This window comes from Cupriavidus pampae, assembly GCF_914271485.1.
Taxonomy (GTDB): Bacteria; Pseudomonadota; Gammaproteobacteria; order Burkholderiales; family Burkholderiaceae; genus Cupriavidus; species Cupriavidus pampae.
Genome location: NZ_CAJZAG010000016.1, coordinates 24,140 through 50,563, shown reverse-complemented (window position 1 = coordinate 50,563; position 26,424 = coordinate 24,140). Strand labels below are relative to the sequence as shown.

The 26,424-nt window shown below is 58.5% G+C and carries 22 protein-coding genes, 1 pseudogene and 1 other annotated feature; of the genes and pseudogenes, 5 read left to right on the top strand and 18 right to left on the bottom strand.

The features are described 5' to 3' along the window. Nucleotides 1–16 precede the first annotated feature (16 nt). From LDO41_RS31075 to LDO41_RS31060, 4 genes are all read left to right on the top strand, one after another. Nucleotides 17–1,227 (top strand): IS3 family transposase gene (locus LDO41_RS31075; RefSeq protein ID WP_223995265.1). Its coding sequence is split into 2 segments (ribosomal slippage): nucleotides 17–332 and nucleotides 332–1,227, totalling 1,212 coding nucleotides; the frame shifts between segments, so codons are not numbered across the junction. Nucleotides 1,228–1,558: 331 nt separating this feature from the next. Further along, a complete protein-coding gene (locus LDO41_RS31070; RefSeq protein ID WP_223995263.1) occupies nucleotides 1,559–4,078 on the top strand; it encodes a coiled-coil domain-containing protein in 2,520 nt (839 codons plus the stop codon). 632 nt (nucleotides 4,079–4,710) lie between these two features. Further along, a complete protein-coding gene (locus LDO41_RS31065) occupies nucleotides 4,711–6,159 on the top strand; it encodes a hypothetical protein (protein WP_223995261.1) in 1,449 nt (482 codons plus the stop codon). 66 nt (nucleotides 6,160–6,225) lie between these two features. Continuing rightward, nucleotides 6,226–6,645: a CesT family type III secretion system chaperone gene (locus tag LDO41_RS31060; protein ID WP_223995260.1), complete on the top strand. Its 420-nt coding sequence runs from the start codon at nucleotides 6,226–6,228 to the stop codon at nucleotides 6,643–6,645. A gap of 566 nt (nucleotides 6,646–7,211) precedes the next feature. Here the strand turns inward: LDO41_RS31060 and LDO41_RS31055 are convergent. After that, nucleotides 7,212–8,171 (bottom strand): IS110 family RNA-guided transposase, encoded by a 960-nt coding sequence (locus LDO41_RS31055; RefSeq protein ID WP_223995259.1) that lies wholly within the window; start codon nucleotides 8,169–8,171, stop codon nucleotides 7,212–7,214. A 74-nt stretch (nucleotides 8,172–8,245) separates the two neighbouring features. Between LDO41_RS31055 and LDO41_RS31050 the strand changes: the two are divergent. Then, nucleotides 8,246–9,471: pseudogene (locus tag LDO41_RS31050) on the top strand (IS3 family transposase). Continuing rightward, nucleotides 8,524–8,640: a sequence feature (AL1L pseudoknot), on the top strand. (Overlaps the previous pseudogene by 117 nt.) A gap of 561 nt (nucleotides 9,472–10,032) precedes the next feature. Here the strand turns inward: LDO41_RS31050 and sctD are convergent. From sctD to sctV, 17 genes are all read right to left on the bottom strand, one after another. Beyond that, the gene (sctD, locus tag LDO41_RS31045; protein ID WP_223995258.1) at nucleotides 10,033–11,349 is read right to left on the bottom strand and encodes a type III secretion system inner membrane ring subunit SctD; all 1,317 of its coding nucleotides are present in this window, start codon (nucleotides 11,347–11,349) and stop codon (nucleotides 10,033–10,035) included. Then, a complete protein-coding gene (locus tag LDO41_RS31040) occupies nucleotides 11,339–12,880 on the bottom strand; it encodes an EscC/YscC/HrcC family type III secretion system outer membrane ring protein (RefSeq protein ID WP_223995257.1) in 1,542 nt (513 codons plus the stop codon). The genes sctD and LDO41_RS31040 overlap by 11 nt, the downstream gene beginning before the upstream one ends. Next, the gene (locus tag LDO41_RS31035; protein ID WP_223995256.1) at nucleotides 12,877–13,605 is read right to left on the bottom strand and encodes a lytic transglycosylase domain-containing protein; all 729 of its coding nucleotides are present in this window, start codon (nucleotides 13,603–13,605) and stop codon (nucleotides 12,877–12,879) included. The genes LDO41_RS31040 and LDO41_RS31035 overlap by 4 nt, the downstream gene beginning before the upstream one ends. Before the next feature lie 369 nt (nucleotides 13,606–13,974). Further along, on the bottom strand, nucleotides 13,975–14,643 hold the full coding sequence (locus LDO41_RS31030; protein WP_223995255.1) for a hypothetical protein: 669 nt from the start codon (nucleotides 14,641–14,643) through the stop codon (nucleotides 13,975–13,977). A 21-nt stretch (nucleotides 14,644–14,664) separates the two neighbouring features. Beyond that, on the bottom strand, nucleotides 14,665–16,314 hold the full coding sequence (locus LDO41_RS31025) for a type III secretion system translocon subunit SctE (protein WP_223995254.1): 1,650 nt from the start codon (nucleotides 16,312–16,314) through the stop codon (nucleotides 14,665–14,667). After that, on the bottom strand, nucleotides 16,314–16,763 hold the full coding sequence (locus LDO41_RS31020; RefSeq protein ID WP_223995253.1) for a SycD/LcrH family type III secretion system chaperone: 450 nt from the start codon (nucleotides 16,761–16,763) through the stop codon (nucleotides 16,314–16,316). The genes LDO41_RS31025 and LDO41_RS31020 overlap by 1 nt, the downstream gene beginning before the upstream one ends. Nucleotide 16,764: 1 nt before the next feature. Then, entirely contained in the window at nucleotides 16,765–17,364 is a 600-nt protein-coding gene (locus LDO41_RS31015) for a hypothetical protein (protein WP_223995252.1), read from the bottom strand. 54 nt (nucleotides 17,365–17,418) lie between these two features. Next, entirely contained in the window at nucleotides 17,419–17,670 is a 252-nt protein-coding gene (locus LDO41_RS31010; RefSeq protein WP_223995251.1) for a hypothetical protein, read from the bottom strand. 122 nt (nucleotides 17,671–17,792) lie between these two features. Next, nucleotides 17,793–18,200, bottom strand: a complete 408-nt coding sequence (locus LDO41_RS31005) for a hypothetical protein (RefSeq protein WP_223995250.1) — start codon at nucleotides 18,198–18,200, stop codon at nucleotides 17,793–17,795. 7 nt (nucleotides 18,201–18,207) lie between these two features. Further along, on the bottom strand, nucleotides 18,208–19,323 hold the full coding sequence (locus LDO41_RS31000) for an EscU/YscU/HrcU family type III secretion system export apparatus switch protein (RefSeq protein ID WP_223995249.1): 1,116 nt from the start codon (nucleotides 19,321–19,323) through the stop codon (nucleotides 18,208–18,210). A gap of 2 nt (nucleotides 19,324–19,325) precedes the next feature. Next, complete coding sequence (gene sctT, locus LDO41_RS30995) at nucleotides 19,326–20,114, bottom strand: type III secretion system export apparatus subunit SctT (protein WP_223995247.1); 789 nt, start codon at nucleotides 20,112–20,114, stop codon at nucleotides 19,326–19,328. Then, complete coding sequence (gene sctS, locus LDO41_RS30990) at nucleotides 20,115–20,384, bottom strand: type III secretion system export apparatus subunit SctS (protein WP_223995245.1); 270 nt, start codon at nucleotides 20,382–20,384, stop codon at nucleotides 20,115–20,117. 5 nt (nucleotides 20,385–20,389) lie between these two features. Then, entirely contained in the window at nucleotides 20,390–21,040 is a 651-nt protein-coding gene (sctR, locus tag LDO41_RS30985; RefSeq protein ID WP_223995243.1) for a type III secretion system export apparatus subunit SctR, read from the bottom strand. A 127-nt stretch (nucleotides 21,041–21,167) separates the two neighbouring features. Continuing rightward, nucleotides 21,168–22,115, bottom strand: coding sequence for a hypothetical protein (locus LDO41_RS30980; protein ID WP_223995241.1), 948 nt, complete (start codon nucleotides 22,113–22,115; stop codon nucleotides 21,168–21,170). 521 nt (nucleotides 22,116–22,636) lie between these two features. Further along, the gene (locus LDO41_RS30975) at nucleotides 22,637–23,023 is read right to left on the bottom strand and encodes a hypothetical protein (RefSeq protein ID WP_223995239.1); all 387 of its coding nucleotides are present in this window, start codon (nucleotides 23,021–23,023) and stop codon (nucleotides 22,637–22,639) included. Continuing rightward, the gene (locus LDO41_RS30970; RefSeq protein ID WP_223995386.1) at nucleotides 23,020–24,345 is read right to left on the bottom strand and encodes a FliI/YscN family ATPase; all 1,326 of its coding nucleotides are present in this window, start codon (nucleotides 24,343–24,345) and stop codon (nucleotides 23,020–23,022) included. Before LDO41_RS30970 ends, LDO41_RS30975 begins: the two co-directional genes overlap by 4 nt. Further along, complete coding sequence (sctV, locus tag LDO41_RS30965) at nucleotides 24,332–26,386, bottom strand: type III secretion system export apparatus subunit SctV (protein ID WP_223995237.1); 2,055 nt, start codon at nucleotides 26,384–26,386, stop codon at nucleotides 24,332–24,334. The genes LDO41_RS30970 and sctV overlap by 14 nt, the downstream gene beginning before the upstream one ends. Between the last annotated feature and the right edge of the window lie 38 nt (nucleotides 26,387–26,424).

Below are 26,424 nucleotides of genomic sequence, written 5' to 3'. Positions count from 1 at the left end.
TAGTGAGCAGGAAGTGATGGAAGTATTGACGGGGCCGGAGCGTCGGCGGCGGTGGTCTGCGCAGGAAAAGGCGGCGATGGTTCGAGAGAGCCTGGAGCCGGGCAAGACCGTATCAATGGTGGCTCGCCAGCACGGCGTCAACCCTAACCAGTTATTCCATTGGAAGAAGCTGTATCAGGGCGGCAGTCTGTCGGCGGTGTCGGCAGGCGAGGAAGTGGTGCCGGCCTCGGAGCTAGCGGACGCGCTCAGGCAGATTCGCGAGCTGCAGCGGTTGCTTGGCAAGAAGACCGTAGAAGTTGAAATCCTGAAGGAAGCAGTGGAGTACGGTCGGGCAAAAAAATGGATAGCGCGCTCGCCATCATTGCCGGGGGACGACCTGTGAAGCAGGTCTGTGATGTCCTCGGTGTTGCGCGCTCGAACATTACGGTGAAGCGCGCACGCTCGTCCGACTGGCAGGATGGGCGCAGTGCCGTGCAGACAGACGACGCGGAGTTGGTGGCGGAAATCCAGCATGCCGTCGCCGATTTGCCGAGCTACGGCTACCGGCGCGTTTGGGGCTTGATTCGCAGCCAGCGTGAGGCGCTTGGCACTAAGCCGGTGAACGTGAAACGCATTTACCGAGTCATGCGCGTTCACGGTTTGCTGCTGCAACGCAGACCGAAACGTCCCAGCATTACGCGACGACATGACGGCCGGGTTGCGGTGGCGCGAAGCAACCAGCGCTGGTGCTCGGATGGTTTCGAGTTCCGGTGTGAGAACGGCGAGCCATTGCGGGTGACCTTCGCGTTGGATTGCTGCGACCGGGAGGCGATGAGCTGGGTTGCGACCACGGGCGGCTATACCGGGAACGATGTCCGCGACGTTATGCTTGCGGCTGTGGAACATCGGTTTGGCAATGTCGACGCGGCGCCGGCATCGATTGAATGGCTAAGCGATAACGGTTCGGGATACATTGCCCACGAGACCCGCGCATTTGCCAGTGGCATTGGACTCAAGCCGCTCACGACGCCGGTTTGTAGTCCTCAGAGCAATGGCATGGCTGAGAGCTTCGTCAAGACGATGAAGCGCGATTACGTTGCCTTCATGCCCAAGCCGGACGCCGCAACCGCTGTTCGCAACCTGGCGGTTGCGTTCGAACATTACAACGAGAAACACCCACATAGCGCGCTGAAGTACCGCTCGCCTCGCGAGTTCAGACGTAAAGCGGAATCATCAACCTTGGTGTGATGCCGTGTCCGGAAGTACGGGGGCAAATCCAGCTAGAACTTGGCGGTTGCGTTCGAACATTACAACGAGAGACGCCCACCCACATAGCGCGCTGAAGTACCGCCCGCCTCGCGAGTTCAGACGTAAAGCAATCATCAATCTTGGTGTGATGCCGTGTCCGGAAGCTCGGGGGCAAAACCACTACCTCCACAACGTTGACCTTCCGCCACCTGCGGCGCAGCATCCTGCGAAGAATAACTCAAATGTCGAACCGATATCGAAAGAATGTCGCCTCGTTGATGCTAGCCTGATAAAGGCAGCGCGCAATTTAGTTTGCCGTGCAAATCAAGTTATGTCGAAAGCGATTTTAAATATCGGCGTAGCGCATGTTTTATTTTCATCGAATACTATCAATCAGGAAGTGAGTTCTTTTATGACTTTTACAACAGCCAATGCGGCAACAGCACCTCGAATCCTCAGTGCATTGGAGCTGCAATCGGCGGAGGCCGCCGAGGCGCGCCGTGCCAATAAAAGCAAAGTGACGGATTACGCGGGCATCTACGAGCGTGTGGCCAATGGCAACGTAGACATCATGGTGAACGGTCGCCAACAGGATTTCGAAGTGGTCCGCTCGAATCCGAAGATGACCGACACCGAAAAGGGTCTCGAGATCGTCCGGCAGCTGACAGAAAAGCTGATTGGCGCAGGTTCCATCGAGCGTAAAGAGGCGCTTGGGACCAAGGTCGTGGAAGCAATAACGGCGTCGGACGTGATGGGGGCCGATGTCACCGCCGTCACCCGCGCGGCGAGCGGCTATGAATTCGAGGCGCCTACAAGGCAGTCGCTCAACATCTCGACCGAGAAGGACGGAATCCTGAGCGTTCACAAGTCCTCCGAGTGGGACACCTGCCGCTCAAAGGCAGGCGGCGGCGACCGTAAGGTGTTTAATGGCAAGCCGGTGCTGAGAACGGATATGCGTTTCGAGATCTCGCAGGCTGGCGTATCTACTAAACATGGTCCGATGCTGCGCATGGACCTCATGGCGTGGCATCACTCCGGCGACGCTTCGGTGCCTGTTGCGCGCGAGCTCGCGACTCCAGCACAAGCCCGGACGCTCATGCAGTGGCTGAAGGACATTCTGTCCGATGTGTGTGGACGCGCGGGTATCCGCTTCGAGACGGGAGCCCTTGACAAAGGCCAAGCGGTAGCACTCGCGGAAAGCCGGGGTGACGTCAACCCGTCGAAGGCTTGCGCGGGACGGGACGGGCAAGAGCACTTCACGAGTGTCAACGCTGGAGCGTTCAACGCCAAGGCGATCTTGCCGGGACGCCAACTCGCGTCGATGGCGCGTCCACAAGCATGGAAGGCCGATGCACTCACGCGGGAAGTCAAGTACGTCGAACGTGCCATTGGTCCATTGATAACGGAGAGGGCTGTCCTCTACAACGAGTTGGTAGATACCGAGCGTGAGATCGATGAGATCAAACGTTTGATCCACAATAGCGAGGACGTCAAGCCGCAGGTCATCCAACTCCGAAAGTACGAGCGGGCGGTTGAGAAGGCCATTGAAGCGGCAATCCGGGGCGCAGACGTCAGGGTTTTTCTCCGAGGCTTCGTCGACGAGGGCGGCAAGCAGAGCAGAGAGTTAAATAGCCTACTCGCGGAAAGTGATACCGGAATCAGCCCGGAACAAGAAAAGCGCCGCAAGTACTTGCAAGACGCGTATACGATTGCAGAAGATCTCATCAGGGGCGAATTCGGCCCGTTCAGTGATCTTCGCGAGGTTCTGCGGAATTTGACTGCGGAAATCGACGAGCTGAAGGTCGCTAGCGAGCATGGACTTACGGATGCCGGGGAAGATTCTCGCCATACTGAATTGCTCCGTCAGCGAAATATCATCGCCCAGATGTCCGAGGAGCGACGTGGTGAACGGGTAGCATACCTCAGCTCGAAGGACGGTCCTTCTGAATGCCGCTACCGACCTGTATTCCGAGAGGCGAGCGACAATATGCAAATCGCGCGAGCCTTGCTGACGAATGTGGAAAACGATCATTTGGAACTGAAGCAGGCTCGGGACAAGGAAACGCGCGTCTTGAAGTCTCTCGCCGAATGCGATGAGAGGATTGCGGGGTCCCAAAAGCAACTGGGGGATCTGAATCGAGCGCGCGTCAAGAATTCGCTGATCGCGGAAGGAAACCGTCTTTTGGTGGAACAGCTCACGCTTAGCATTGAGGCGTGCGGGAATTCTGCATTGGTCCCGCAACTTCGCGGATCGCTGCCTGTGTTCAACTACATGCTGACGAGATTGGACGCTTGCCTCGATGCATTGCATAGGGAGCGCGGGGCGACTCGGTACGGCGCCGACGACATCGCAGAGGCGATTGAGAAGATCAGTGGCGAAATATCGGAAGCCGGCATTTCCCGGGACGAGCTGCTCACCACATATCAGAACTTGAGAGTAATAAGCGGTGGACTGAGCGGCAAAAATTCTCTAGGTTATAGGCTCGCGGGGGTGGCGACGTTGATGATGCTGACGCTAAATACTAAAGACGCGGATATCGCCGCTGCAGCCAACCCCTTCCAAGTTCTGGATAACAGCCGCCCGCTGCTAGGCTTGATAGGCGTGACTGGCGAGGAAGCCGATACGGTTATCCGGGCTGGAAAAGCCACGGTGCTCGCGGAAGCGGCAAGGGCAGAGGCAAAGGCAGAGGCAGTGGCAAAGGCAAAGGCAGAGGCAGAGGCAGAGGCAGAGGCAGAGGCAGAGGCAAAGGCAGAGGCAAAGGCAGAGGCAAAGGCAGAGGCAGAGGGAAAGGGAAAGGCAAAGGCAGAGGCAGAGGCAGTCGCTGCACCGGTGCCACTCGTCTCGGAGTAATTGGTCGACATTTAGGTTCGTAGGAGCCTCCCGGCGGGGCAGTCCAAGGCCCGGCCCGGAGGCGGGTAATCAGCCCGCTGGATAAACGGGACTGGCAGGAAAAATTTTCCAACAAAGGAAGGTCTATGGATTAAGAAGTCGAAGTTGGGGGCAGCTAGATCATGGAGGCGCTCAAGCGCGCGGAGTCGGGCCTGACGATGCTGTAGATTTGCCGCGAGATGGGCATTAGCACGGCGACGTTCTATAACGGCCGCGGAGAGTATGGCGAGGTGGGCGAGTCGCGCTGATGGCGAGCTTGGGGCGGGGGACGCCCGGCTGCGCGAGATGGATGTCGAAGAGAAGATCAAGGCGTAGATCGTTGCAGAGGCGCTTACATAGAAGGATTTACTCAACCTGCATCAGGCCGCGCAGGCGATTAGTGCGTCAGGCGCCGGAGCCGTTGACGGCGTGAGTCTCGGTGAACGCCGTAGGTCGATGGCCATGCACGACCAACTGAAGGATGGGCGCTGTATCCGGCTGTTCAAGCAGCATGGTCTTCTACTTCCGCCTCGCGTTAGAAAGAGGGATTATCGCGGCATTTGAACCGGCGGTACCGCGCGCTTGATGTTCGGATGCTACTGGAGCCTTTTATTATGATAGGTGCGATCAATTACTGCGCATCGCCGTTGGATGCCCTACCGAAGCCACAGGCTTCCATGGGACGGTTCTATGTCGCGTATTATGGTGCCTGGACAACGGTGTCGGCAGCCCGTGCAGCGCTTTCTACTGCCGGCGACTTCGTGAACAAGGTTACAGCGCTATTTGGCAGGGCGCCTCCCATCCAAGTTGACAAAGTTGCATTGTCCAGCGACATCTTGGCCGGAATTGGCTTAATCATGTCTGCAATCCAGATACCGATCGGCATAAAAAATTTCTACAAAGCTGTCAGTGAAATGGCTGAGAATCGCGAACATGTTAACAGCAATATTGACGAGAGAAATAGACTGTATGCGCTTGCTGACAGATTTCGGCATCGGCATGTTAGACCGGTCCCCGAAGATTGGGCCGTTATTGATTCCGTTGCTACGGTCGCCACAGATATGGAGTCCGGCTTCGCCGCCATGATCGCGTGTGAAGAGGCGAGAACACTTGATAACGTGGAAGGAAAATATCTTGGCTATCGCGTCGCATTTCTGAGAGATGTGGTGCTGCAGGCCGGGAACGTCGCCAGCATTACCGGTAAGCTGATCACACACGCGGTGTCGGCATCGGTTGGGGGCGCGGCGGCGGTCGTCGGGATGGGCGTCGCAAATATCGTGATCGGAGGCCTGTCTTATCATGTGGCGAGGGCAGACGTCCAAAAAAGCGGGAAGGTATTGGGCAAGATCGCGAGCGTTGCCCGCAACTTGGATCGTTGCGTGGCCCAATCACAGGAAACTGGTGGTGTAAAGGCAGTCTTAGCCGAGCGTAAGCAGTATGGGCCGGGCTGTATCGAAGGAGCGTTGCGCGCCGCCCGCTACGAGCGACATGTTGCCGTGAGTTCGGGGATCTTCGAGGCTATGCAGGTTTCGAGACGATTGCTGGCGCAGGCACTCAACAATGAGTCCAAGGAATCCAATGAATTGAAGGATGCCAAACGCCGGATCGCGTACGGCGTAGTTTCGGCCTCATGTGGTGCCGCTACGCTGGTGGCCATCATAGTTTTGGGCGCTAACCCTTGGCTCCTAGTGGGAGGTGCAGTTGTTTCCTTGATCGCTGGTGCGATCTGGCAAGGCTATCTTTCACACAAGAATCGGAATGTGGCCGCACCGGACGCCGATGCCACGATGGCCAGAAGTCGCCAACTCGACAAGGACGTCAGCATGACCGTGGAGATGCTTGCCCGCCGGTCCTCCGAGGCCACGCTCGCGAGGAAATTGGTAAAGGCGGTCCTCACGGATATAGGATTGAGCCGCAAATACTTCGCTCTTCACAAGCTTGCCCAGTACTCGGGAAACCCGTTGATCATGGACCGAATGGACCGGTTCATGGAGCGACAGATCCGCCATCTGGTCGCTAGTTCCGGAGCCCGTCAGCGCATTGATGCACCATCGGATAATTAAATTTGTGCGCGATCGCGTTGAAACGATCTTTGTTCAAAAAACAATGGGAAGGCGTCAGTGGTACTAGTGAAAAATCTCGACTCATTTGATCAATTGCTGGCCGAATTCGGTACAGCGATTGGCATTACAGACCTCACGTTCGACGCAGACGGTCTATGTCATCTTTGCATCGATGCCAGCAGGCCAATTACGTTTCGAAAAGACGAGGAGCGGCACTGTCTGGTTATGATCGGCATGATTGCCGAGACGCTTCCCGAGAACCTTGATGCCAGCGTGCTGCGAAGCATGCTGGCATCAAGCCTCATCGCACTCAGGCAGCGCGAGGGCATATTGTCTCTCGACGAATCGAGTGGCATGGTCGTGATGCATTTATCCTTATCACTTAGCGGGCTGTCGCTCGCGTCGATGCAGGAGGTGTTCGGCCGCTTCATTGTCGACCAGATTGAGTGGATGCGGAAATTAGGAGCATACCAGGAAAAAGTCTAGGTACCGCACTCGGCGAACAGGCAGGAGAACGACGGAGGGCGCCCGGCTTCTCTCCATTGATTCGTTTGCGCTCACGGGAGCCATGCGAGCAATCGGAAGCATTACCAGCAGGAGTCATCCGATTGCACCTGGCGAAGGGCAGGTGAGCATTGGAGTCCGACTACCATGCAATTTACGTCCGCCACCCACACCTCGATCGCTTACACGCACTCTTGGTGCCTCACCCGGCGCGGGCTGTGCCAACCACGGTCTTACCCGTCTTTGCCATCGCTTCGTGACTGAACCGCCCCGGGATTTGAGGAGGCTCCAACTCTTGAGAGAATCTATGGTCCCCTCCGTTTTTGCAATGCCGATTCTGACTTCGTAGTTGGCTTGCCCAAATCTATCCGGCGTCGTTGGGACGAGTCCCCGCGCCACGATGAGATTCGCGCCTGATGGTCCTAAAAATGGAGGCGGCTTCGAAGGCCAATTCTCTCAACAGGTTTTCCGTCAGGCTGTTGTGCCGTTCACGTCATCATTTCAGCGATCGCAAAGCCAGGTGGGTAGACTGCAAATTGATCGATAGGTTAGGCTGACACGGGCATCGCCCGTGCATCGAATACGGTATTGCGCGTCGCCAGCGTCCAGGCTATTCGACCGAGCTTGTTGGCCAGTGCGCAGGCAACAACATTGGAGTGCCGGCGCGCGAGCATGGTCCGCACCCAGTCCGCAAGACAGCCGGTCTGGCGGTCCAGATTTTTCATGTAGGACCTGGCACACGGCACCAGTAGCCGCCGAATATTCTTATTGCCTCTCTTGCTGATCCCGAGCAGATTTGCCTTGCCGCCAGTACTGTACTGACTTGGCACCAGTCCGATAGACGCCGAGAAGTCTCGGCTGCAGCCATACTGCTTGCCGTCCCCCATCTCTGACGTCAAAACGCTAGCCGTGATAGGGCCTACTCCAGGAATGCTCAACAGACGCTGGCCGAGGTCATCGTCGGCGAGCTGCTGGTCAATCTCCCTCTCGGTTTCGGCGATCTCATCGCCGAGATACTTGAAGTGTCTATGCAGGCGCTCGATCGTTCTGACAAAGTGTGGCGGCAACGGGTGCTCGGCGAGTACAGCAGGCAGCTTGGTAATGGCGGCCTTGCCCACCGGTATGCTGATGCCGAATTCAAGCAGGAGCCCGTGTATCTGTTGTGACTCGGACTTCGGAGTTACGAACCGCATGGCTGGACGAGATGCGGCTTCGCAAATGGCCTCCGCATCCACGAAGTCGTTCTTGTTACTCTTGACGAATGGACGCACAAACTGCGGCGAGATGAGTTTAACCCGGTGCCCGAATGCGCTCAGCTTGCGCGCCATGTAGTGGGCGCCAGCGCATGCTTCCATAGCCACCAAGCAGGTGTGGAACGTGGCGAAGAATTCGAATAGCTGCTTGCGGTTCATCTTCTTACGAAATACAGCCTTGCCATGCCCGTCTTGACCGTGAAGATGAAACGAGTGCTTACCGAGATCTATTCCAACCAACGTTACGCTTTGCATGACAACCTCCGAAAAGATGGTACCCACAGCGTAGCTCGCTCGTGGGGTGGAGGGGACCATCCCATTATGGAGCCATGAAGAAGTCAGTGAAGTTTTCCCCCGAGGTTCGCGAACGTGCAGTACGTATGGTGTCCGAGCATCGTGGCGAGCACGAATCGCTGTGGGCTGCGGTGGTGTCGATCGCGGCGAAGATCGGCTGTACGCCGCAGACCTTGTTGACTTGGGTGCGCCAGCATGAACGCGACAGTGGCCAGCGCGAGGGCACAACCACGGCGGAAGCCACACGCATCAAGGACCTTGAGCGAGAGGTTCGCGAATTGCGCAAGGCCAACGAGATCCTGAAGCTGGCCAGTGCGGTTTTTGCCCAGGCGGAGCTCGACGGCCGATTCAAATCTTGAGGGATTTTATCGATGAGCACCGCGGCACGTTCGGGGTCGAGCCGATCTGCAGGGTGCTGCAGGTTGCCCCGTCGGGCTATCGCCGCTACGCGGCAATAAAGCGCAATCCGGCTTTGAGCAGCGCGCGGGCAAAACGTGACGCAGAGCTGGTGCCGTCCATCGAACGTGTTTGGCAGTCCAACATGCAGGTCTATGGGGCCGACAAGGTCTGGCGTCAGCTCCAGCGCGAGAAGGTTCCTGTGGCACGTTGTACCGTGGAGCGTCTGATGCGCCGCCATGGCTTGCGTGGCGTCATGCGAGGCAAGGTGGTGCGCACCACGGTCGGCGATGCCAAAGCGCCGTGCCCACTGGACCTGGTCAAGGGGCAGTTCAGCGCGCAGCGGCCAAACCAACTATGGGTTTCGGACTTTACGTATGTTTCGACTTGGCAGGGTTGGCTGTATGTCGCGTTTGTGATCGACGTGTTTGCCCGGCGCATCGTTGGCTGGCGGGTAAGCAGTTCGATGCGAACGGACTTTGTGCTCGATGCCCTAGAGCAAGCCCTGTACGCCAGGCGGCCCGGGCGCGACGATGCACTGATCTGCCATTCCGATCGCGGTTCGCAATACGTCAGCATTCGGTACAGCGAGCGCTTGGCTGAGGCCGGCATTGAGCCTTCTGTCGGCAGCAAAGGCGACTCCTACGATAACGCGCTGGCGGAGACGATCAATGGGCTATACAAAGCTGAGTTGATCCACCGCTGAGCGCCCTGGAGAACCAAGGAATCAGTGGAAATGGCGACGCTCGAATGGGTATCCTGGTTCAACCATCACCGCCTGATGGCACCGCTGGGATACGTGCCGCCAGCGGAGTACGAAGCCAACTATTATTGCCAACTTGAGCAGCAGGCCATATCGGCCTGACTCAAGCCACGGGGCCTCCACGAAACCCGGGGCGGTTCATCAATGCGTGCAACCTGGTGGGCGATGCAGTCAAACTCCCGCCTGTCCACACCGGCTGGTTGAAGGCAAACGTCATGTTTGGTATCTGCCCAGTCGATGCCGACGAAGGCCTTGAATTGCTGGTTCAACAGAGTTGCCATGTGAACCTCCACAAGTGATAGATTACTTGGCAGGGACATGCATGCTTGCGATCAGCGAAGGCAATATAGTAAGCCGGTGCGACGGCGAACCCTGAGTATTCGTTATCGAGCGCAAGCGCACCCGGGGACTCGGAGCTAAAGCGGTAAACGTCCAGGCGTTTGGGTCGGAATGTTCGTAGTCCACGGGTGCATGTCCCGCCTTCGCTGGCAGCAAGCCGCCAGCCCTACCAGTATCGATGAAAGCGGGACGGAGTATCTATATTCCGTTGGAGCGGATCCGGATCACCCTCAGCGGTAGAACGTCAAAACTCGACTGGCGCCTGAAGGCAACGCCGTCGTTAAGAACGCTGTCCGTTGGACGGCTACCGTTTGCAAGGGTGTTTCAGAGATTCAGCGGCATGTAGATGACGTCCCCGTCCCGCTCGAGTTCAATGCCCTGACGGTCCATCTGCGCGATGAGATAGCCTGACGGAAGGCGGCTGCCTGCCGTGACACGAGTGCCGTTTGCAAGATCGATGAACGCGGCTTTGTTTCGCTCCCCGAAGCTGACGACGGGGGACGAGAACACCGACGTCTGCACGCTCGCCGAAGGAATGTTTTGGTAGATCACACGACTGGCGTCGGGATGCTCAGCCGAGAACTTCGCGATGGTCGTGTCGAGCCTTTGTCGCTCGTCTTCCGATAGCGTGCCCGTTAGCAGCACCAAATTGTTTTCGCGCGCCACGCTGAGCTTGTTTCCCATGTGTGACCGCCTGAGCACCTCTATCAGGCGCCGGACGTGCGATGCGCTATCGTCCTCCACGCTCCAGGTCTGAAGCCCCCTGATCTTTGATAGCGTAGCTACGGCGCCTTTCCAGCGATCGTCTGACAGGATGCGGCCCATGATAAAGACCGTGCCGTACTGGTTTCCCGGCGCGACCTTGACGTCGGCGTAGCCGTGCATTCGCAGCGCCGCCCTGACGTTACGCTCGATTTCGTCCTGACAAAGCGTGCTGTCCACGTAAGGCATGTGGGCGCTCCGCAGCAGTTTAATGACACGGTCGCGCTGTTCGGAAGCCGTGCACTGTCCCGACAGAGATACTGCACCGGACACCGTATGCCCGGTCTTAATCCCGAGCTTGCTTGCGGCTTCCTGCCAACTGTCGGTCGCGGCGGCGCCGGCGTCTTTTGTAATCTCGCGCGGCATTTGATTGGCATACTGCCACACGCCCATTCCGGTCAGGTACGATAGCGCCAGGGCCAGGGTCGTCGTTGCCACGCGGCGCAAGCGGCGGCGCCAGCGCACACCGTCGCGCCGGCGGGGCACGGTGTCTGGGGTCACCGTGTCCCGCGCGGGCGCGAGGGCGACGGTAATGCCGTCGATATCGATCGGCGTCTGGCAGGGCAGCGGGTTAGGCAGCTTTCTCGTTCGCCGGCCATCGATCCAACAAGGGGCGGATGTCATCAGCGCGACCCCGTTCCTCGAGGTCGAGAACAGTGCGCTATGGCGCCCCTCGGTCTCCGCGTGGACGTCGGCGTCCATCGGCCCCATCAGGAAGTCGCCTTCCGGCAATGCAAGCGAATGTCCCAGCAGGGGACCGGACAGGAACTTCAGTTGATAGGCTACGCATTCGACTGGAGCTTGGAGTGGCTCGCCGCCTGCAGATTCCAGGGCGGTACCATTGGCGGGAACTGCATCGACGGCAATGTCAGGTTGCATGAGGTTCTGCCCTGATGACGAAGAGTCGGACCATGCTCGCCGATTCCTTCGCGTGGCTTCGGAAAAGGCTGCCGATCAACGGAAGATCCCCGAGCAGCGGGATCTTGGTGGTGCCTTCGCGATGCTTCTCCTCAACAAAGCCGCCTAGCAGCAGGCTCTGTCCTGGCTTGAGGATTGCCTGTGTGGCGATGCCCGAGTTCTTGACCTGCGGCAGACGCTCAATGTTGTTGGTGACACCCTCCTGGCGGCCATCTTGAATATCAAGCGTAAGAAGGACCTCCTTGTGGCTCTCGCCATCGACGATCCGCGGCGTAACGCGCAGGAGCGAACCAGTCGAGACGGAGGCGAGATCCGCAACGCGTTCTCCTTCGAGCTTGGTATAAAAGGTCGTACTGCGATCAAGCACGGCCTGCACGTTGTTGAGGGTCACGATCGACGGCCGAGATAGAATCTTCGCCTTGGAATTGCGCTCGAGGGCCGTTACCTTGACGAAGAACTCCGCCGAATTGTTCAACAGCGCGGAAAAAGTTCCACCGTTGTCCTCCGTCGCGCTTCGATTGAATCCGACCTTGGCGCCGCCAAAAGAGACCTGGCCACTGTAGTCGACGCCCAGTTCGTGGAGATCTCCGGAGTCGACGTCGATGATAGCGACTGACACTTCGATTTGCTGCGGCTTTTGATCGAGCTGGCGGATCAGTTCGGCGTAGATGTCCATGTTCGACTGTCGATCGCGCACGATAACTGCATTGTTTCGTGTGTCAGCCGAAAAAGTAGTCTCGGTGCCCGCGGCCGGCGCCACTTGGCCCCCGTTGGTGGGTGCAGCGATTCCACGGCTCTTGATCATCTCACGCAGCTCGCTCACCACGCCGGGGATCTTGACTTGCTGATCTCTATACGCGTACGAGACATCGATCGCAGAGGCGTACTTCAGCGGGAACACGCGCACGATCTCTTTGGTCTGGGATTGCTGCAGCTGCCTTTGATCGACTTCCTTTGACAGCTTCAGCATTCTTTCCATGCAGATGGGAACGCCCGAGAACTCCACAGCGTTAAAGGCCTGCACCGCCCGCGCGCTGCACGCTCCACCGTTCGTCAGTCCGGCGGACTGGATATACGAAATAATTTCTTCCGCGCTAAGATGCGCCGGATTGAAAACGTCCGCGCGCATTTCCTCTGCCTTGTACACATACAGAATGTTGCCGCCGTAGTACCAAGAGAGCTTGTATAGTCGCGAAAGCCTTTCGAGGATCTGTTGGGCTGTCCTCCCTTCGATCGTGCCGATGAAGGTGTCGTTGATCTCGGGGCTAATCACAGCTGGCATGCCGAAATTCGAACCGATGTCCTTAAGCAGAGCACTGAGCTTGATGCCCCGCGACGAGAACGAGAAATCGGATGAGACGACGCCATTAGCGTGGGCGATCGCCGAGATGGAGGCAGAAACGAGAATGGATGTTAGTGACGACGCCAACACGAATTTTCTCAATCTGGCCATCGAACCACGGAGATGAGGAAGCGGCGGTCTAGTCTTCATGGAAATTCCTTATGGCCAACGTTGCCGATGTTGGTCCAAACGCCACCGACTATGCTGGCGGGCCCGAGTGCGGCGGTGCCCGCTGGCGTGGGTGGGCTGTCCGTGCGTGCGGACTTCGAGCCGCCGCTAGTTAGGATCGTTCCGATAAAGGAACCAATCCGCTGCAGCTGCGGCGATGTATTGCGCTCAGGGGAAGTCAATGCCACACCGGCACGCTGTGGCATTGGCGGGTGGGTCAGGTAGGGCGAGCCCATATGCGCGAGCACTTTCTTCACGTAGGCCTCCGTCTCGGGGTACGGTGGAATCGTACGACCATATTTTTCGACGGCGCCATGGCCAGCGTTGTAAGCCGCCAGCGCGAGTTGCGCGGATCCGGAGTACCGATCGAGCAAGCGTTTGAGATGACGTGTACCGGCATTGATGTTGGTGTGAGGGTCGAATAACGTGGTCGCGCCCAGCTCCAGCGCGGTGCTCGGTAGCAATTGCATCAGGCCGAGCGCGCCCTTGGGCGACCTAGCGTCGGCCTTGAAGTTGGACTCCACCTTCACCACGGCTCGCACCATTGCGGCGCTCACGCCATGACGATTCGCAGCGTCTTCTATGATCGCGTCGTAAGTGGTTGGGAGGGTCGCTGGCCTTGCCGCTGCCATGGGGTTGGACTCCGCAGCGCGGAGTTCCATCGGAAACAGGAACCCAACGAGACTCGAGAGAAGCACAAGGCTCATGACTTCAAATGCCGGGGGCGAATGTAGGCCGCCGGGGTGAGCGGCGCGAAGCTTGGTCACCCGCAGCGATGACTTCCTCCATGCGTTCATTGTCTGTTGCTCCAGGGTTCCAGGCGTTGAGAAGACTAGTGTCGCTGAGGTGTCCGCAGCGAGTTGTCATGATGGCAGACGGTGTACCTGGAGCGAGTCAGGTAGACACCTGAAAAGCGGAGCGATCCGCGGCGCCGATGGAAGCTTGCGCTGGAAGAACGGTCGTGACTGCATGATCCGGAACAGGAAAAGCCTGGAGCGATGTTGGGTCGCTCCAGGCTCGAATACGGTGGGGTACGCCGGCCGTCAGTTGCTACGTCGTGAGGTGCGTTCGCGGCCTCAGGTGTTGAACGCTGTCAGGCGCTCCGCGTCCATGATCACGCGTTGTACAGCTTCAAACGTCTGCTGGGCCTCTCGCATCAGCTTGTCCGCGTCCTGTTGATGATTGCTTCCCGAGCGCTCCATCGAGTCCATATGGCCTTTCAGCACATCGAGCATCATCCGCGTGTCTTCCGAGGCCTTCGTGATGCTTGCGGCATTCATCTCGGCGATGCCCCCGGGCGCCTTGTCCAGAATCGGCGACAACTGACTTGCCACCTGAAAGCCGCTCATCGCGCTGCCGTTTCGATAGCCGAAGCCAAGACCTGACGCGCCTGCAAGGGCGGTCAACCCTGCGCTCAGAAGCTGCGCGCCGGCGCGCCAGCGGCTTGCCGACAGGTTATCGCTGTTGACCTGCTCGAAATCCTCAAGCCGTTTGAGTTGGATCGACCAACCGAGCTCTTCCGTGCGAGCCTGGCTCGTCTTCATGATCTCGTACAGCTCGCGGTTCAGCTTGAGCATCATGAAGTAGATTTGCGAGAAGGCCAGACGGACTGGACTGTTGGGCCGGGGATCTGTTTCGTTGCGCATGGCGCCGACGCCTTGATCCCGGTCAGGCAGTTCGCTGGTGGTGGCACCCGTTGCTTGACGCGTAGCGGACAAGCCGGACGAAAACTGAATTGTCGTCATGATGGAATAGTCAGTTGAGGTTCAAACGATCGCTGCGGCGATACTAAGATTGGTCTGGCCGATTAGGCTCAGGTTGGCCGATGCATTCTGCTGATGTACGTTGTACTCTCCGCCGCGGCGGTCGAGCTGATCCTTCTGACTTTCGACGAGCATCGTGTACACGGATTGAAGCATTTCCATAAACATCAGTTGCTCGAGGACCTTGTCGAGCCGCTCCTGCAGATCGGCACGCTGAAGGCCGATGGCCCCCCCTACGGCCTGTGACATCACTTGGGTCGCTAGGGCGGCAACAGTCACGCTGGCGTTCAGCTTGGAGTAGGCCATCATCGCGCGTACGCCGACGTCCTTCTGAATCTGTGTCGTCAGGTTTTTGGTCGCATCCTCGAGCAGCTTTCGGGCGAGAGCTTCAGCGACTTCCTCGGCAGCTTCGCGCGTCAGCGCCGTCACGCCGCGGGCGGCCGCCTCCTTTGCGATCTCCTTCGGCAGTTCGGCTGCCATCTGCTGCCCGACCTTAACCATGTTCTTCGACACGATCTCCGCGATCGCATCCGGGCCGACGACCTTGGAGAAGAATTTGGCGAAAGACTTTTCGAACGAGAAGCCCAGTACCTTCTTCGTGAAGATATTCTTAACCGCCCCGGCCACCTCTTCGGCCACGGCCTTACCGATATTCCGGCATAGCATCTCGGCCTCTTGTGCCGTTCCGCGTGACGCGCGCAGTAGCGTATTGGCAAGCCCGTTGTTCGCCGCAGCCCTGGCTGCGCCGCCGGCAATAACCTCAGTGGTAGAGCCGGCAATCTTGGTGGCAGCCGACGCCAATTTCTTGAAGTCCACCATTCCTGCTGCGGCACCGACGATCGACAGTGCCAGTTCCGCTTTATCCAAACGCGAGATATGGGGCTGAAGTTTCTCCTTCAGCTCGGGATGGCAGAACACAATAGTCTTGAGAATCGCGTTCGTAACCGACGTCAGGCCGGACGCAATCTCGAGGGCGCCCTGCGGCATGCCGACGGCGAGCTTCGCCACTCCACTCACTACCTGTGCCGTGGCGGTGACCCAGCTTGCGACCAGCGAGAAGATCTGGCCTTTCCGAGCCTTGCGCTGCATCTCCTGGTTCTTCTCTACTGCATCCAGTTCCTTTTGGATCTGGTTTTTCTGGGAAATCGACTCGTTCTCGCGAATCTCGCGCATCGTCGACTCGGTTGCTCCCGCGCTACGGAGGAAGAATTCCTTCTGGACAGTGAGCAGCCTGATCTGCATCGCTGAGACGGAGGTCGCTAGGCGCAGGAACTCGGAAATGGAGCTCGTCGCCGGCCCCAGATCCTTCAGACTGAGTTGCTCCTCTTGCTTGTCGGAGGAAGTGCCAGCCGTCACGCCGCGCACCGCTGCTAACGCGCCGGCAATCGCCTGCCATGCCTGTTCGACTGCTGCTTGCTGGACGACGGCAAGCTTGGCAGGAGGGGGCAGTTCGAGGGCGTCATACGATGCGGCTGCGCGGTCCTCCGCGACCGAGGACGCAACCGCCGCGACGCCGGTGAAGATGCCCTGAATTTGCCGTTGAGCCTTGTCGGCGATCGGCTGGTCATTCTTTGCGGCTGCCTTATCCGCATCTGGTGGGTAGGCGTACCGAGTCGCGCTGTGGTATGCGCTAACTGAAGAATAGCCGGTCATCAATGTGTCTCCTCAGAAGTGCTAAGTTTCAAGGCGGTGGCAGCCTTGCTTTTAATCGTGGAATATTGCTTCTGCTTGCCGCTGCATTTAATTGCGACGGTGAACGCCTCGCGCGCCGCCGTCTGATTCCCAAGCAACTGAAGACTGATGCCGGCGAGATAGGACGGTCTAGGGTCAACGACCCCAACCGCAGCCGCCTGTGCAAAGCAGCCCAACGCCTCCTCGTGGCGCTGCAATTTCTGGTAGCACATGCCAGCCGCCAGCCAGTAATCGAGATTGCCAGAGTCAAGCGCGGCGAGCGCGAAGAACAACTGGCGAGCGCCCTCAAAGTCTTTGCCTGCGTACCTCTGGCTGGCGGCGGAATACAGGGTATCGAGGTCGGATGCCTGCAGGTCGAACAGCGACCGAAGGCTTCCGCCGGCCGACAAGTACTGGCGAACGTCTTGCATATCAGCCGTAGGTGGCGCGGGAGATGCTCTCGCGAAGATCAACCATTTTCTTAACGAAGCCCTTCTGCTCTTCCCGGGTGGCATTCAGCGCCGTCATAGCTTGCTGGACCTCGAGATTGTTCGCCGTGTTGCGATCGCCAAACGCCGCACCGGCCTTCTGCACGTCGACTACGAGCGTCTTCAGCTGACCCATGTTGAGTGTGTTGCCGGGGAACGAAATACCCTGCGACGTGAGCCAACTGGTGATCTCGGGGGGCAACGTAGCCTTTGCGTCCTTGTCCTTCGTGGCAAGTTCGGAGGCGATGATGTCGAGCTTGCTCTTGTACGACTCGTACTCGTTGTACGTTTCCATGTCTTTCGCGGCCTTGTCCATGGCGGAAACGAGGCGCTTCTCCGACCAGTCCGCGCACATGGCAAGGAACATCGACACCATGGACTGGTAGCTCGCACCATTCTGGACTGCGTTTTTTAGCCAGTTCGAGCTGGCGCCCGAGATGGCGATATTGCCATCGGTCGGCGTCTCCACGGAGGTCACAGGATCGAGCGTGGGGGGCGCGGGGGGCGGGGGATTGAAAAGGATGGGCTTGCTTACGATTGTCATGACAAAATCCTGTTACTGTTGAATTTCAAAGGGATGACCTATAGACACGCTAAATCATTCATTACTTAGGTGTTGCACTTTTTCTTTCAAATATTTTCCAATCTCCTCAAGTTTTCTGAGTTGAAAAGTAACCGACTCCACGACGTCGACACCGACGAGATCGGATGCTCCGGCGTTCATGTCAAGGTGTTCAAGATCTCTTCTGAGTCCATGTCGAACTTCAAAAAGCTGATCGTCCATCGACTCTCTGTTCCGGCGAAACGTGGCGAGCGCCGCTTTCGCCTGCTGCATGACGTTTTGATTCATTCGTTCGGACTCCTGTGTAAGTTAGACTAGCAAAACGATTCGCCGCAATTATAGAAAAGTAACCGGATATATAGGTCTGAATTTTATTCCAAGGGTTTCCTCCACAGGATGCAGCGCTTTGCTCACTCGCGATCCGCCGCGGGGCAGGTTTCCCCGAGATAACGGGCCAACGCAATGTGTCGTTCGATCGAATCGTCAAGATCTGACGCAGACACGCTCCTCTCATACCGGCGCCAGATCATCCAGCGCCCCTCAATCTGGCTGATGGCGTCGTCGGCCGCGTCCAGCGTCGACGCAAGCCATAACGTCGTCTGCTCCAGCCACCATGGCGGGAAATCGTCGACATCAAGATCGATGCCAACGCAAAGTCCCAGGTCCCCGACTGCAAAGAAAGCATCCAGACCGCTGATCTCGAGCCTTCCCTGGGTTGCGGTGTGTTCAAGCAGGGTGACCTGCTCGCATCTGGTAAGCATATCAATGGGGTCTGCTGGCGGACTTGCGGCCGCGGGAGTCGCTAGAACGTAGGTCATGCGGATCTTAGGATGGGTTAGATGAATCGGGCGTGGCGCGACCGGCATTTACGGCATCTTCGCCGTCCTCGGCTTCAAGAGCGCCAATTTCTTCAAGCTCGGAGACAAGCTGCAGTACTTCCGCCACGGGCTCAAAGAGGTCGCGCGGAACGTATTCGCCCACGCTCAGCCGGGCGAACATCGCGCGTGCGAGCGGGATGTGTTCGACCATAGGCACATTCGCCGCTTCTGCTATTCGAACCATTGTGAGAGCGCGTTCGCCCGCGCCTTTCTCAACGACCTGGGGGAGCGGCGTCTCCCCAGCGCAGTAGTAGATGCAGACGGCAACGTGGGTTGGGTTACGCACCAGGGCGGTTGCCTTCTTGACGTTGCTCTCGAGGCTGCCGGACTGAATTTCTCGGTGGACTTCCTTGCGCTTGTGTTTGATCTCTGGGTCGCCTTCTGAATTCTTGTGTTCCTTTGCGATCTCGTCTCGGCTCATCATGAGCTGTTTCATAAGCTGGTGCTTCTGGTACGCGAGATCGGCAGCAGCGAAGACGACGTAGCAAAGCAACAGGGTAGCCCACAGCCAGAACACCATCTTGGCAGTCGCAAAGATCCCGCACTCGGCGCCGCACAGCGAGAGAAACTGAAACGAGTTCATGTCTTGGCGTATAAGTACGTAGGTCACAAGGGATAGTGTGATGACCTTGAGGAGAGACTTGCCAAACTCGAAGACAGATTTAAGAGAAAAAAGATTTTTAAAATTTGATAATGGATTCACGCGCTCGAATTTTGGCATGATGACCTTTAGGGAGGCCATGATGCCAATCTGCCCGAAGACGCTGCCGATGGTGCCCACTAGAAGTAAGACGCCAATCGGTGCCATGACTTCGATGAACACGTCAAATGCCGCCGCGCTCAGGCTGCTCGAAGCCGTGGAGAGCGGCAGGTTGATGACTTCTATCGACGCCTTGATCAGATTGCCGAAGTGGGCGTAGATCTCGGGCGAGCGCCACAGGAAATAGCCGAGCAGGATCGCGAGCTGTACGCCGGTGGTGAGATCCGCGCTCTTCGCAACCTGCCCCTCCTCGCGCGCATCGCGGATTTTCTTTGGCGTTGGCTTCTCGCTCTTGTCAGACATGGTCAGTTCGCCGGAACGAGCGCTTGGATCAGGGCTCTAGTGGTATCGCCGATAGACGTGAAGTGACCGGTGAAAAGGCTAAGTCCATATGCCATCGAGATGGCCAGCATGAAGAGGGCGACTGCACTCTTGATGGGCATGGCGATGAAGAAAACGTTCAGTTGCTGCGCGGAACGATTGACGAAGCCGAGCGCTAGATCTACGAGCACCATCACGACGATCGCTGGCATGGCGAACGAGACAGAAAGATCGGCCATGGCGCGCCACTGCTGCTTGATGAAAGCAGGAAAGTCCCCGGACGGGACAAAGGAGGCGGTGGTTGGAAGCGTCTGGTACGAGTTGTAAATAGCCTCCAGAGTCGTGTTAAAGCCGCCCCCCACGAAGAAGGTTACGACGAGAATCTGGCTGAACAAGATGCCGAACACCGACGATTGTTCACCCAGTAGTGGATTGAGTGCCGAGGCCATCGACGTGCCACGAATTGTGTCGATGATCGTGCCGGCAGTCTCGATCGCCCAAAACGGAATGGCGATACAGAAGCCGATCAGCACCCCGACGGCGATCTCCTTAAGGCCGAGCAGCACTACGGCCGGTGCCGATAGAATGAGTAACGTGTCCGCCGAAATCATCTGCAAAGGCACCACCGGAATCGCAAGCAGTAGGACGAGGCAGTTCCGTGCCAGACTGCTACCCAAGGCTCGTCCGGACAGCATGGGAAGCATAACTACCATGCCGAACGGGCGGAGCATCGACAGGCCGAGCAATGGAAGGAGGGAGAGTATCTGTTCCACTCAAGCCCCCATCAGCGAAATTTTGTCGAAGATGCTGATGGTGTAGTTCAGCATCGTCGTCCCCATCCAGTGATAGGTAGCTACAAGCGTCACGCATACCGCGACCAGCTTGAGAAGAAACTGGATGGTCTGGTCTTGGACCTGCGTCAACGCCTGCACGAGACTCACCGCCACACCCACGACTGACGCGACCACGACCACGGGCAGGGACAGCATGAGTACGAGCCAAAGCAGGTTGGAGGCCAGCTGAAGAATGATCTCGTTGCTCATAGCGGTTACAAGTAGGAGTTGAGAAGCTGGCCGAGCAGACGCTCCCATCCACCAACGATGATGAATAACAGGAGCTTGATGGGCAGCGAGATTGTCACTGGAGACACCATCATCATGCCTAGCGCCAGAAGGATGTTCGAGATGATGAGATCGATGGCGATGAATGGCAGGTACAGCAGCAAGCCGATCTTGAACGCCTCGACGATCTCACTCACCGTAAACGCGGGCAACATGATTAGCAGCGAATCTGCTGGAATGCGGTCGCGATACTTTTCCGGCCACATCTTTGCGCCGATCTGGGTGAAGAACTCGACTTGCTTTTTGTCCACCTTCTTCGCGATGAAATTGCGGTACGGGGCAATGATGCGTTCTTCGATCTGCTCGACTGACCCGGTTCCGTCCATGCGGATCGGATTGGCCTTTAAGTTGTCGCTGATTTCCATGCCAACAGGTGCCATGATGAAAAGCGTGAGGACGATCGAAAGACCGTAGATGGCCATGTTTGGCGGGATTTGCTGAATGCCGAGCGCATTGCGGAGCGTAGACAGCACGATGGAGATCTTGAGAAAGGATGTACCCATCACGATGAACAACGGCGTGACAGACATGGCGAACAAAAGCAGCATGAGCTGCAACGGCTGATCGGCGAGATTCATGGTTCTGCTTTGCTTCGGATGCTGAGGGTTTTATTGTTGTGTCTCCTCCTCGTGTTTCCTCTAGGGCGACCACCTGATATTGCGATGGATGTTCGAATGATTAGGGCCTTGCGCGTCGTTCTTTCACTCACGCGATTCGTAGCGCGAGCGCGTCATCAAGCCGTACCAATTGACCGAGTAGGTCAAGGTCCCCTAGGCCGCGCAGCGACACGGCGGCAGGCGTGAGTTGCATGCGTATGCGCTCGCCGCAACACAGCGGCCCGGTGTGCGGAAGTATGACGGCGTCGCCAAGGTCGGCCACTGCTGTTACTGGACCGTCGGAGACTGGGTTCTCCGGGTGTGTGACGGGACGTGGCGCAATGGAGACAATTTCCCATGCTGTGGCATCTCGCATGTCACTCGCCGCATTATCGACGCAGCGGACCTTCACGGCGAGTTCATCGACCATCAGCCATGCTTCGTTGTGTTCGATCCGCGCTTCCTCGTCTAATATCAGAATGTCGCCCTGACGCAGCCCCGCAAGCTCCCCGCGGCGAAGGTGAACCCAGCCCGCCGTCATGCGTCCCCGGGTGGGTGCCGCCCCTACCAGCGATGTCACGTCCGTCATCCTGCCGATCAGAGATTCCATCGAATGAACGGGCCATTCGACGACGCGAAGCGGCAGGCTACGATCGCCGTTGACGAGGGCCAGCACGGGTGCGGCACGCGGCGCGCATCTGCCGGCCCGCGCGGATATGAATTCGACGGGACCAAGGCTCAGCGTGTCCAGGCATGCATGCAATGGGCCGAAGGCCCACTGACCGACGACCGGCAACAGATCTTGTGGGGTATCCGCGAAGCTTTGGATGCAGAGCCGCGGCAACAGCCAATCGCACCAGGCCGTATCCGCGATCCATGCACTGGCCGGCTCACCCCCCACCGCGAACTCTACGAGCAGGCCGTTTCCGCCGATCGATTGGCGGGAAAGCAGGAGCTGGGCTCCTTCGGGGTCGGCACTGGTGAAACGCAGCTGTTGTCCTTCGTCAATCATGCGCAGGAGTTTGGTCTCCAAAAGAGACGGCTTATCGGCGTGCATGTGCTGCTTCCTCTATGTCGATGCGGACCCATCTGCCGGTGTCCGCGAAAATTTGGTCTTGAATCAGTTGCTTCGACTTTCCGAGTACTCTTTCCTGACTGGCCGTTTTCGGGCGTAGCTGCACTACCACCTGGGGTCCCCGGTAGGCCGCGCGCACTTCCAGTCCGGCCCATGGCCCCGAAATCACGCGGAAGTGAGGATGTGCCTCGATGAGAGCGGGCAGGCCGCCGTCCATGAGCGTTGCAGCGGCGTCTGTACTTGCAGGCGGTTCTGCGCCTCTTGTGGCGGTATGAGTGTCGACGGAGACCCCACTGGCCGCAGCTGCATTCACGAGGCCTTGCACCGTCATCGGCAGGGGCGAGACGGCCTGCGGCGGTCGGCCGGACGGTGCGTCGCGGGGCTCATCGTCCGCTGGCCGCTGACGTCGGCGCTTCTGCAACGCATCGGAAAAGCCATTGACGTCACTGGCCGCCGGCTCCCGCCGACGCGTGCCGTCGCCGTGAGCAGCCTGAGGGATGCGTCTAATGGGATACATTCAACTCCTCTTTGAGTAGCGACAGCTTTTCTTGGCTGCGCAGGTTTTCCTTCAATGACACGGCGTGTGCCGCGAGATCCGTTTCCAGTGCGGTGATTTGCTCGTGGGTTGCGCGCTCTTCCGCCAGCAGGCGTTGCTCGGTCCGATAGAACAGGTGCAGCGCATGCTTGAGGCTTTGCAAAGGGCGACTGCTCGTGATCAGGTACTCTTCTCGCGAGGCCGTGCGCCACGCCTCGCGGTTTACGGCCATCTGTCCGCTGAGTTCACCCAGATTATTCCGGCGCGTCTCGATTTCGGCGCGAAGCGCCCGCTGCTTTGCGCGGAGGGCGTTCTCCCGGGTGGTTCGGATCTTAAGTAAGCGATCAAGGGTCATGAGGTCACGGCGGCGGCGAGCCGGGCGATGGTTTCGTCGAGGGAGAAGCGCTCACCGCGCGCCTGGCGCAGGAAGCCGTTCAGCGCACTGCGGCGATCGACGGCCTTGTCGGCTTCCGGATCGTTACCGCGCGCGTATTCACCGACCCGGACTAGCAACTCCACCTCGCGATAGCGTGCGGAAAGTTCGACCGCAAGTCCTGCAAGCTGGCGATGATGCTCGCCGGTGACCTGATGCATGACTCGACTTTTGCTCTTCTCGATGTCGATGGCGGGATAGTGATTCATTTCCGCCAGACGTCGGGAGAGCACTATATGACCGTCGAGTATCGACCTGACTTCGTCGGCGATCGGCTCATTCATGTTGTCGGCTTCGACCAACACCGTATAAATACCGGTGATGCTGCCGGTAGCCGCACATCCGGTCCGCTCCAGCAATCGCGGTAGCCGCGCGAATACGCTCGGGGGGAAACTCCCCGCGGCAGGCGGCTCGCCAGCGGCGAGGCCGATCTCTCTGCCCGCGCGGGCGAATCGGGTCAGTGAGTCGACCATCAACAGGACATTGAGCCCTTGATCGCGGAAGTACTCTGCGATGGTCGTAGCGGTATAGACGGCCTTGAGCCGTTCAATAGCTGGGCGATCCGAAGTTGAGACGACGATGACGGATCGGCGGCGGGCATCTTCCGTCAATGTATGCTCTATGAACTCCCGAACTTCTCGACCTCGCTCCCCAACTAGGCAGAGGATGACGACGTCTGCAGTGGTTCCCCCGCAGATCATGCCGAGTAGGCTGCTCTTGCCGCCACCGGCTGCCGCGAAGATGCCGACACGCTGCCCGACTCCGCATGTCAGTACACCATCGATCGCTTTGACACCGAGCGGTAGCGGGGTATCGATGATCGCGCGGGTCAGCGGGTCGGGGACAGAGGCCTCTAGCGGGCGCTGTTCGCAACCGTCGGGGGCGGGCGAGCCACTGAGCTGCCGTCCGAGGCCGTCCACCACGGACCCGATCAGGAACTCGCCGACCGGCACACAGTGTGGTCCACCATGGGGTCTTACCAGGGTGCCGCATTTCATGCCTTGCGGCTCGGAAAATGGCGACAGCAGTGCCGCGTCGCTGGAGACCGAGACGACCTCGGCCAGAGTATCGGCGACCGAGCAAACCTCTCCTAACCCGACGCCGTCTATGGCCGCCCGCAGCAATGTGGGACCCACCTCGACGACGCGGCCGAAGCGTTCCGGGGAGAACGAGGGCAGGCTTGAGACGTGGTCGAGTCGAGCCTCGGTCAACTGTGCAGCACGTTCCATGTCAATGGAGTACATCATCAAATTCCTCCAACAGGTCGATATTGCCCAGAACATGCAGTTGGGCTTCGTCGCCCAGCTCCTGGAATGAGAGAACAGGCACGCGTGACAATTCCCGGTCGAGGAACTTTCTTAAAAAGCGGCGTACGTCGATGGCGGTTACCAATGCCACGTCCTGGTCCTCGCGCATGGCCAGATTGGCTTTGATCTGCGAGACGATGAGATCGATGCGATCGGCGGCAAGGGTCGAATACGACCCGGCCGCTGTCTGGCGGATCGATTCGCGGACCGCCTTCTCGATCCCCTCGCCGATTAGCCAGACATTAGGGCGTCCGCTGGCCGGTGTATGCCTGCTGAGAATCTGGCGGCAGAGGGCGACGCGGACATATTCGGCCAGCATGACTGAGTCCTTTTCCTTCGGTGCCCATTCGATCAGAGCTTCGAAGACGGTACGCAGGTCACGAATCGAGATGCCTTCGGCGACGAGTCGTTGCAGCACCTCGGAGATTTTGCCGATTGCCATCTGTCGCTGGACCTCCTTGACTAGCTCCGGATAGCGCGGCTCGATCGTATCCATCAGAAAGCGTGTTTCCTGTACACCGATAAACTTGTCGGCATAGCGCTCGACGGCGAGAGTCACCGGATAGGCGATGGTTGCGACGCCGGAGAGCAGCGGCAGCCCGCCCTGACGAACCGTATCGAGGTGATCGGTGTCCACCCAGTGCAGGATCAGACCGCCGAACGGCACCTCGTCGATGTCGTGGATGAAGCTCAGCCGGGGCACCTGCTTGCCAATGAGCTGCTTTTCGGTGCGGACCTGGAATTTGAGGACTTCCTCGTTGTAGAGCAGGACCCGGACGGTACCCAGCGGCAACGAGGCATCGGCGCGCACATCAATTTGCGAGAGGGCAATGCCGAGGCGGTCGAAGATATCGCGCCGCAGTGCCGCCATGGCCTCGGTCAGCGGCTTGCCAGTCCCTACGTCCGGGGCTACGCGTAACGAGAGCGGTTCCACACCGAAGCGCATTTCGGCATCTTCGTCGTTTGGCGACGCCGCGTCGGCATGCTGAGGCTCGCCGTCGTACTGCGCCACGCGGCGTCGTGCCACTACGCCAAGCATGACCACAAGGGTGCCGAAGGGGAGGAACACGAACGCGGGGAAGCCCGGCATGACGGCAAACAGCATCAGCACCGCGCCAGCCAGGATCAGGGCGCTGGGCTGTCGCGAAAACTGCGAGATGAGGTCATGCGCCAGATTCTCCTTTTTCTCCCCGGGAACGCGCGTCACGACTATTCCCGCCGCGATAGAGATGAGTAGCCCGGGGATTTGGGAGATCAGACCATCACCGATAGAGAGCACGGCGTAAAGGTTCAACGCCGCCCCGGCGGCCATTCCCTGCTGCATCGTGCCGACCGCGATGCCGCCGACGATGTTGACGAGAATGATAATGATGCTCGCGATAGCGTCGCCTTTTACGAACTTCATCGCGCCATCCATCGCGCCATAGAGCTGGCTCTCTTTCTGCACGAGCTTGCGCTGGCGCTTGGCTTCCGCAGCGTCAATTGTTCCCGCGCGCAGATCGCCATCGATGCTCATCTGCTTGCCGGGCATGGCGTCGAGGGAGAACCGCGCGCCGACCTCGGCCACGCGCTCGGCCCCCTTGGTGATCACGATGAACTGCACGATCGTGATGATCGAGAACACAATGATGCCGACCGCGAGGTTCCCGCCAACCACGAAGTTGCCGAAGGCTGTGACAATCTCGCCGGCATCGTGCTGCAGAAGGATGAGACGGCTCGTACTCACCGACAGCGCAAGCCGAAACAACGTCGTGATTAGCAGGAAGGAGGGCAGGGCTGACAGGTCCAGCGGCTCGCGAACGTAGATGGCCGTCATGAGCAGCAGCAACGACATACCTAGATTGATCGCGATCAGTACATCGACAAGAATTGTCGGAAGCGGCAATATAAGCATCAATACCGCTACAAGCAACAGCATGGCCAGGACGACATCCTGACGTTTGCTCGCGATCCCGAGCCATGTACCTATAGTCTTCATTTCAATCCTTGCGTGCGGCGAGGCCCGCGATGTCGTGC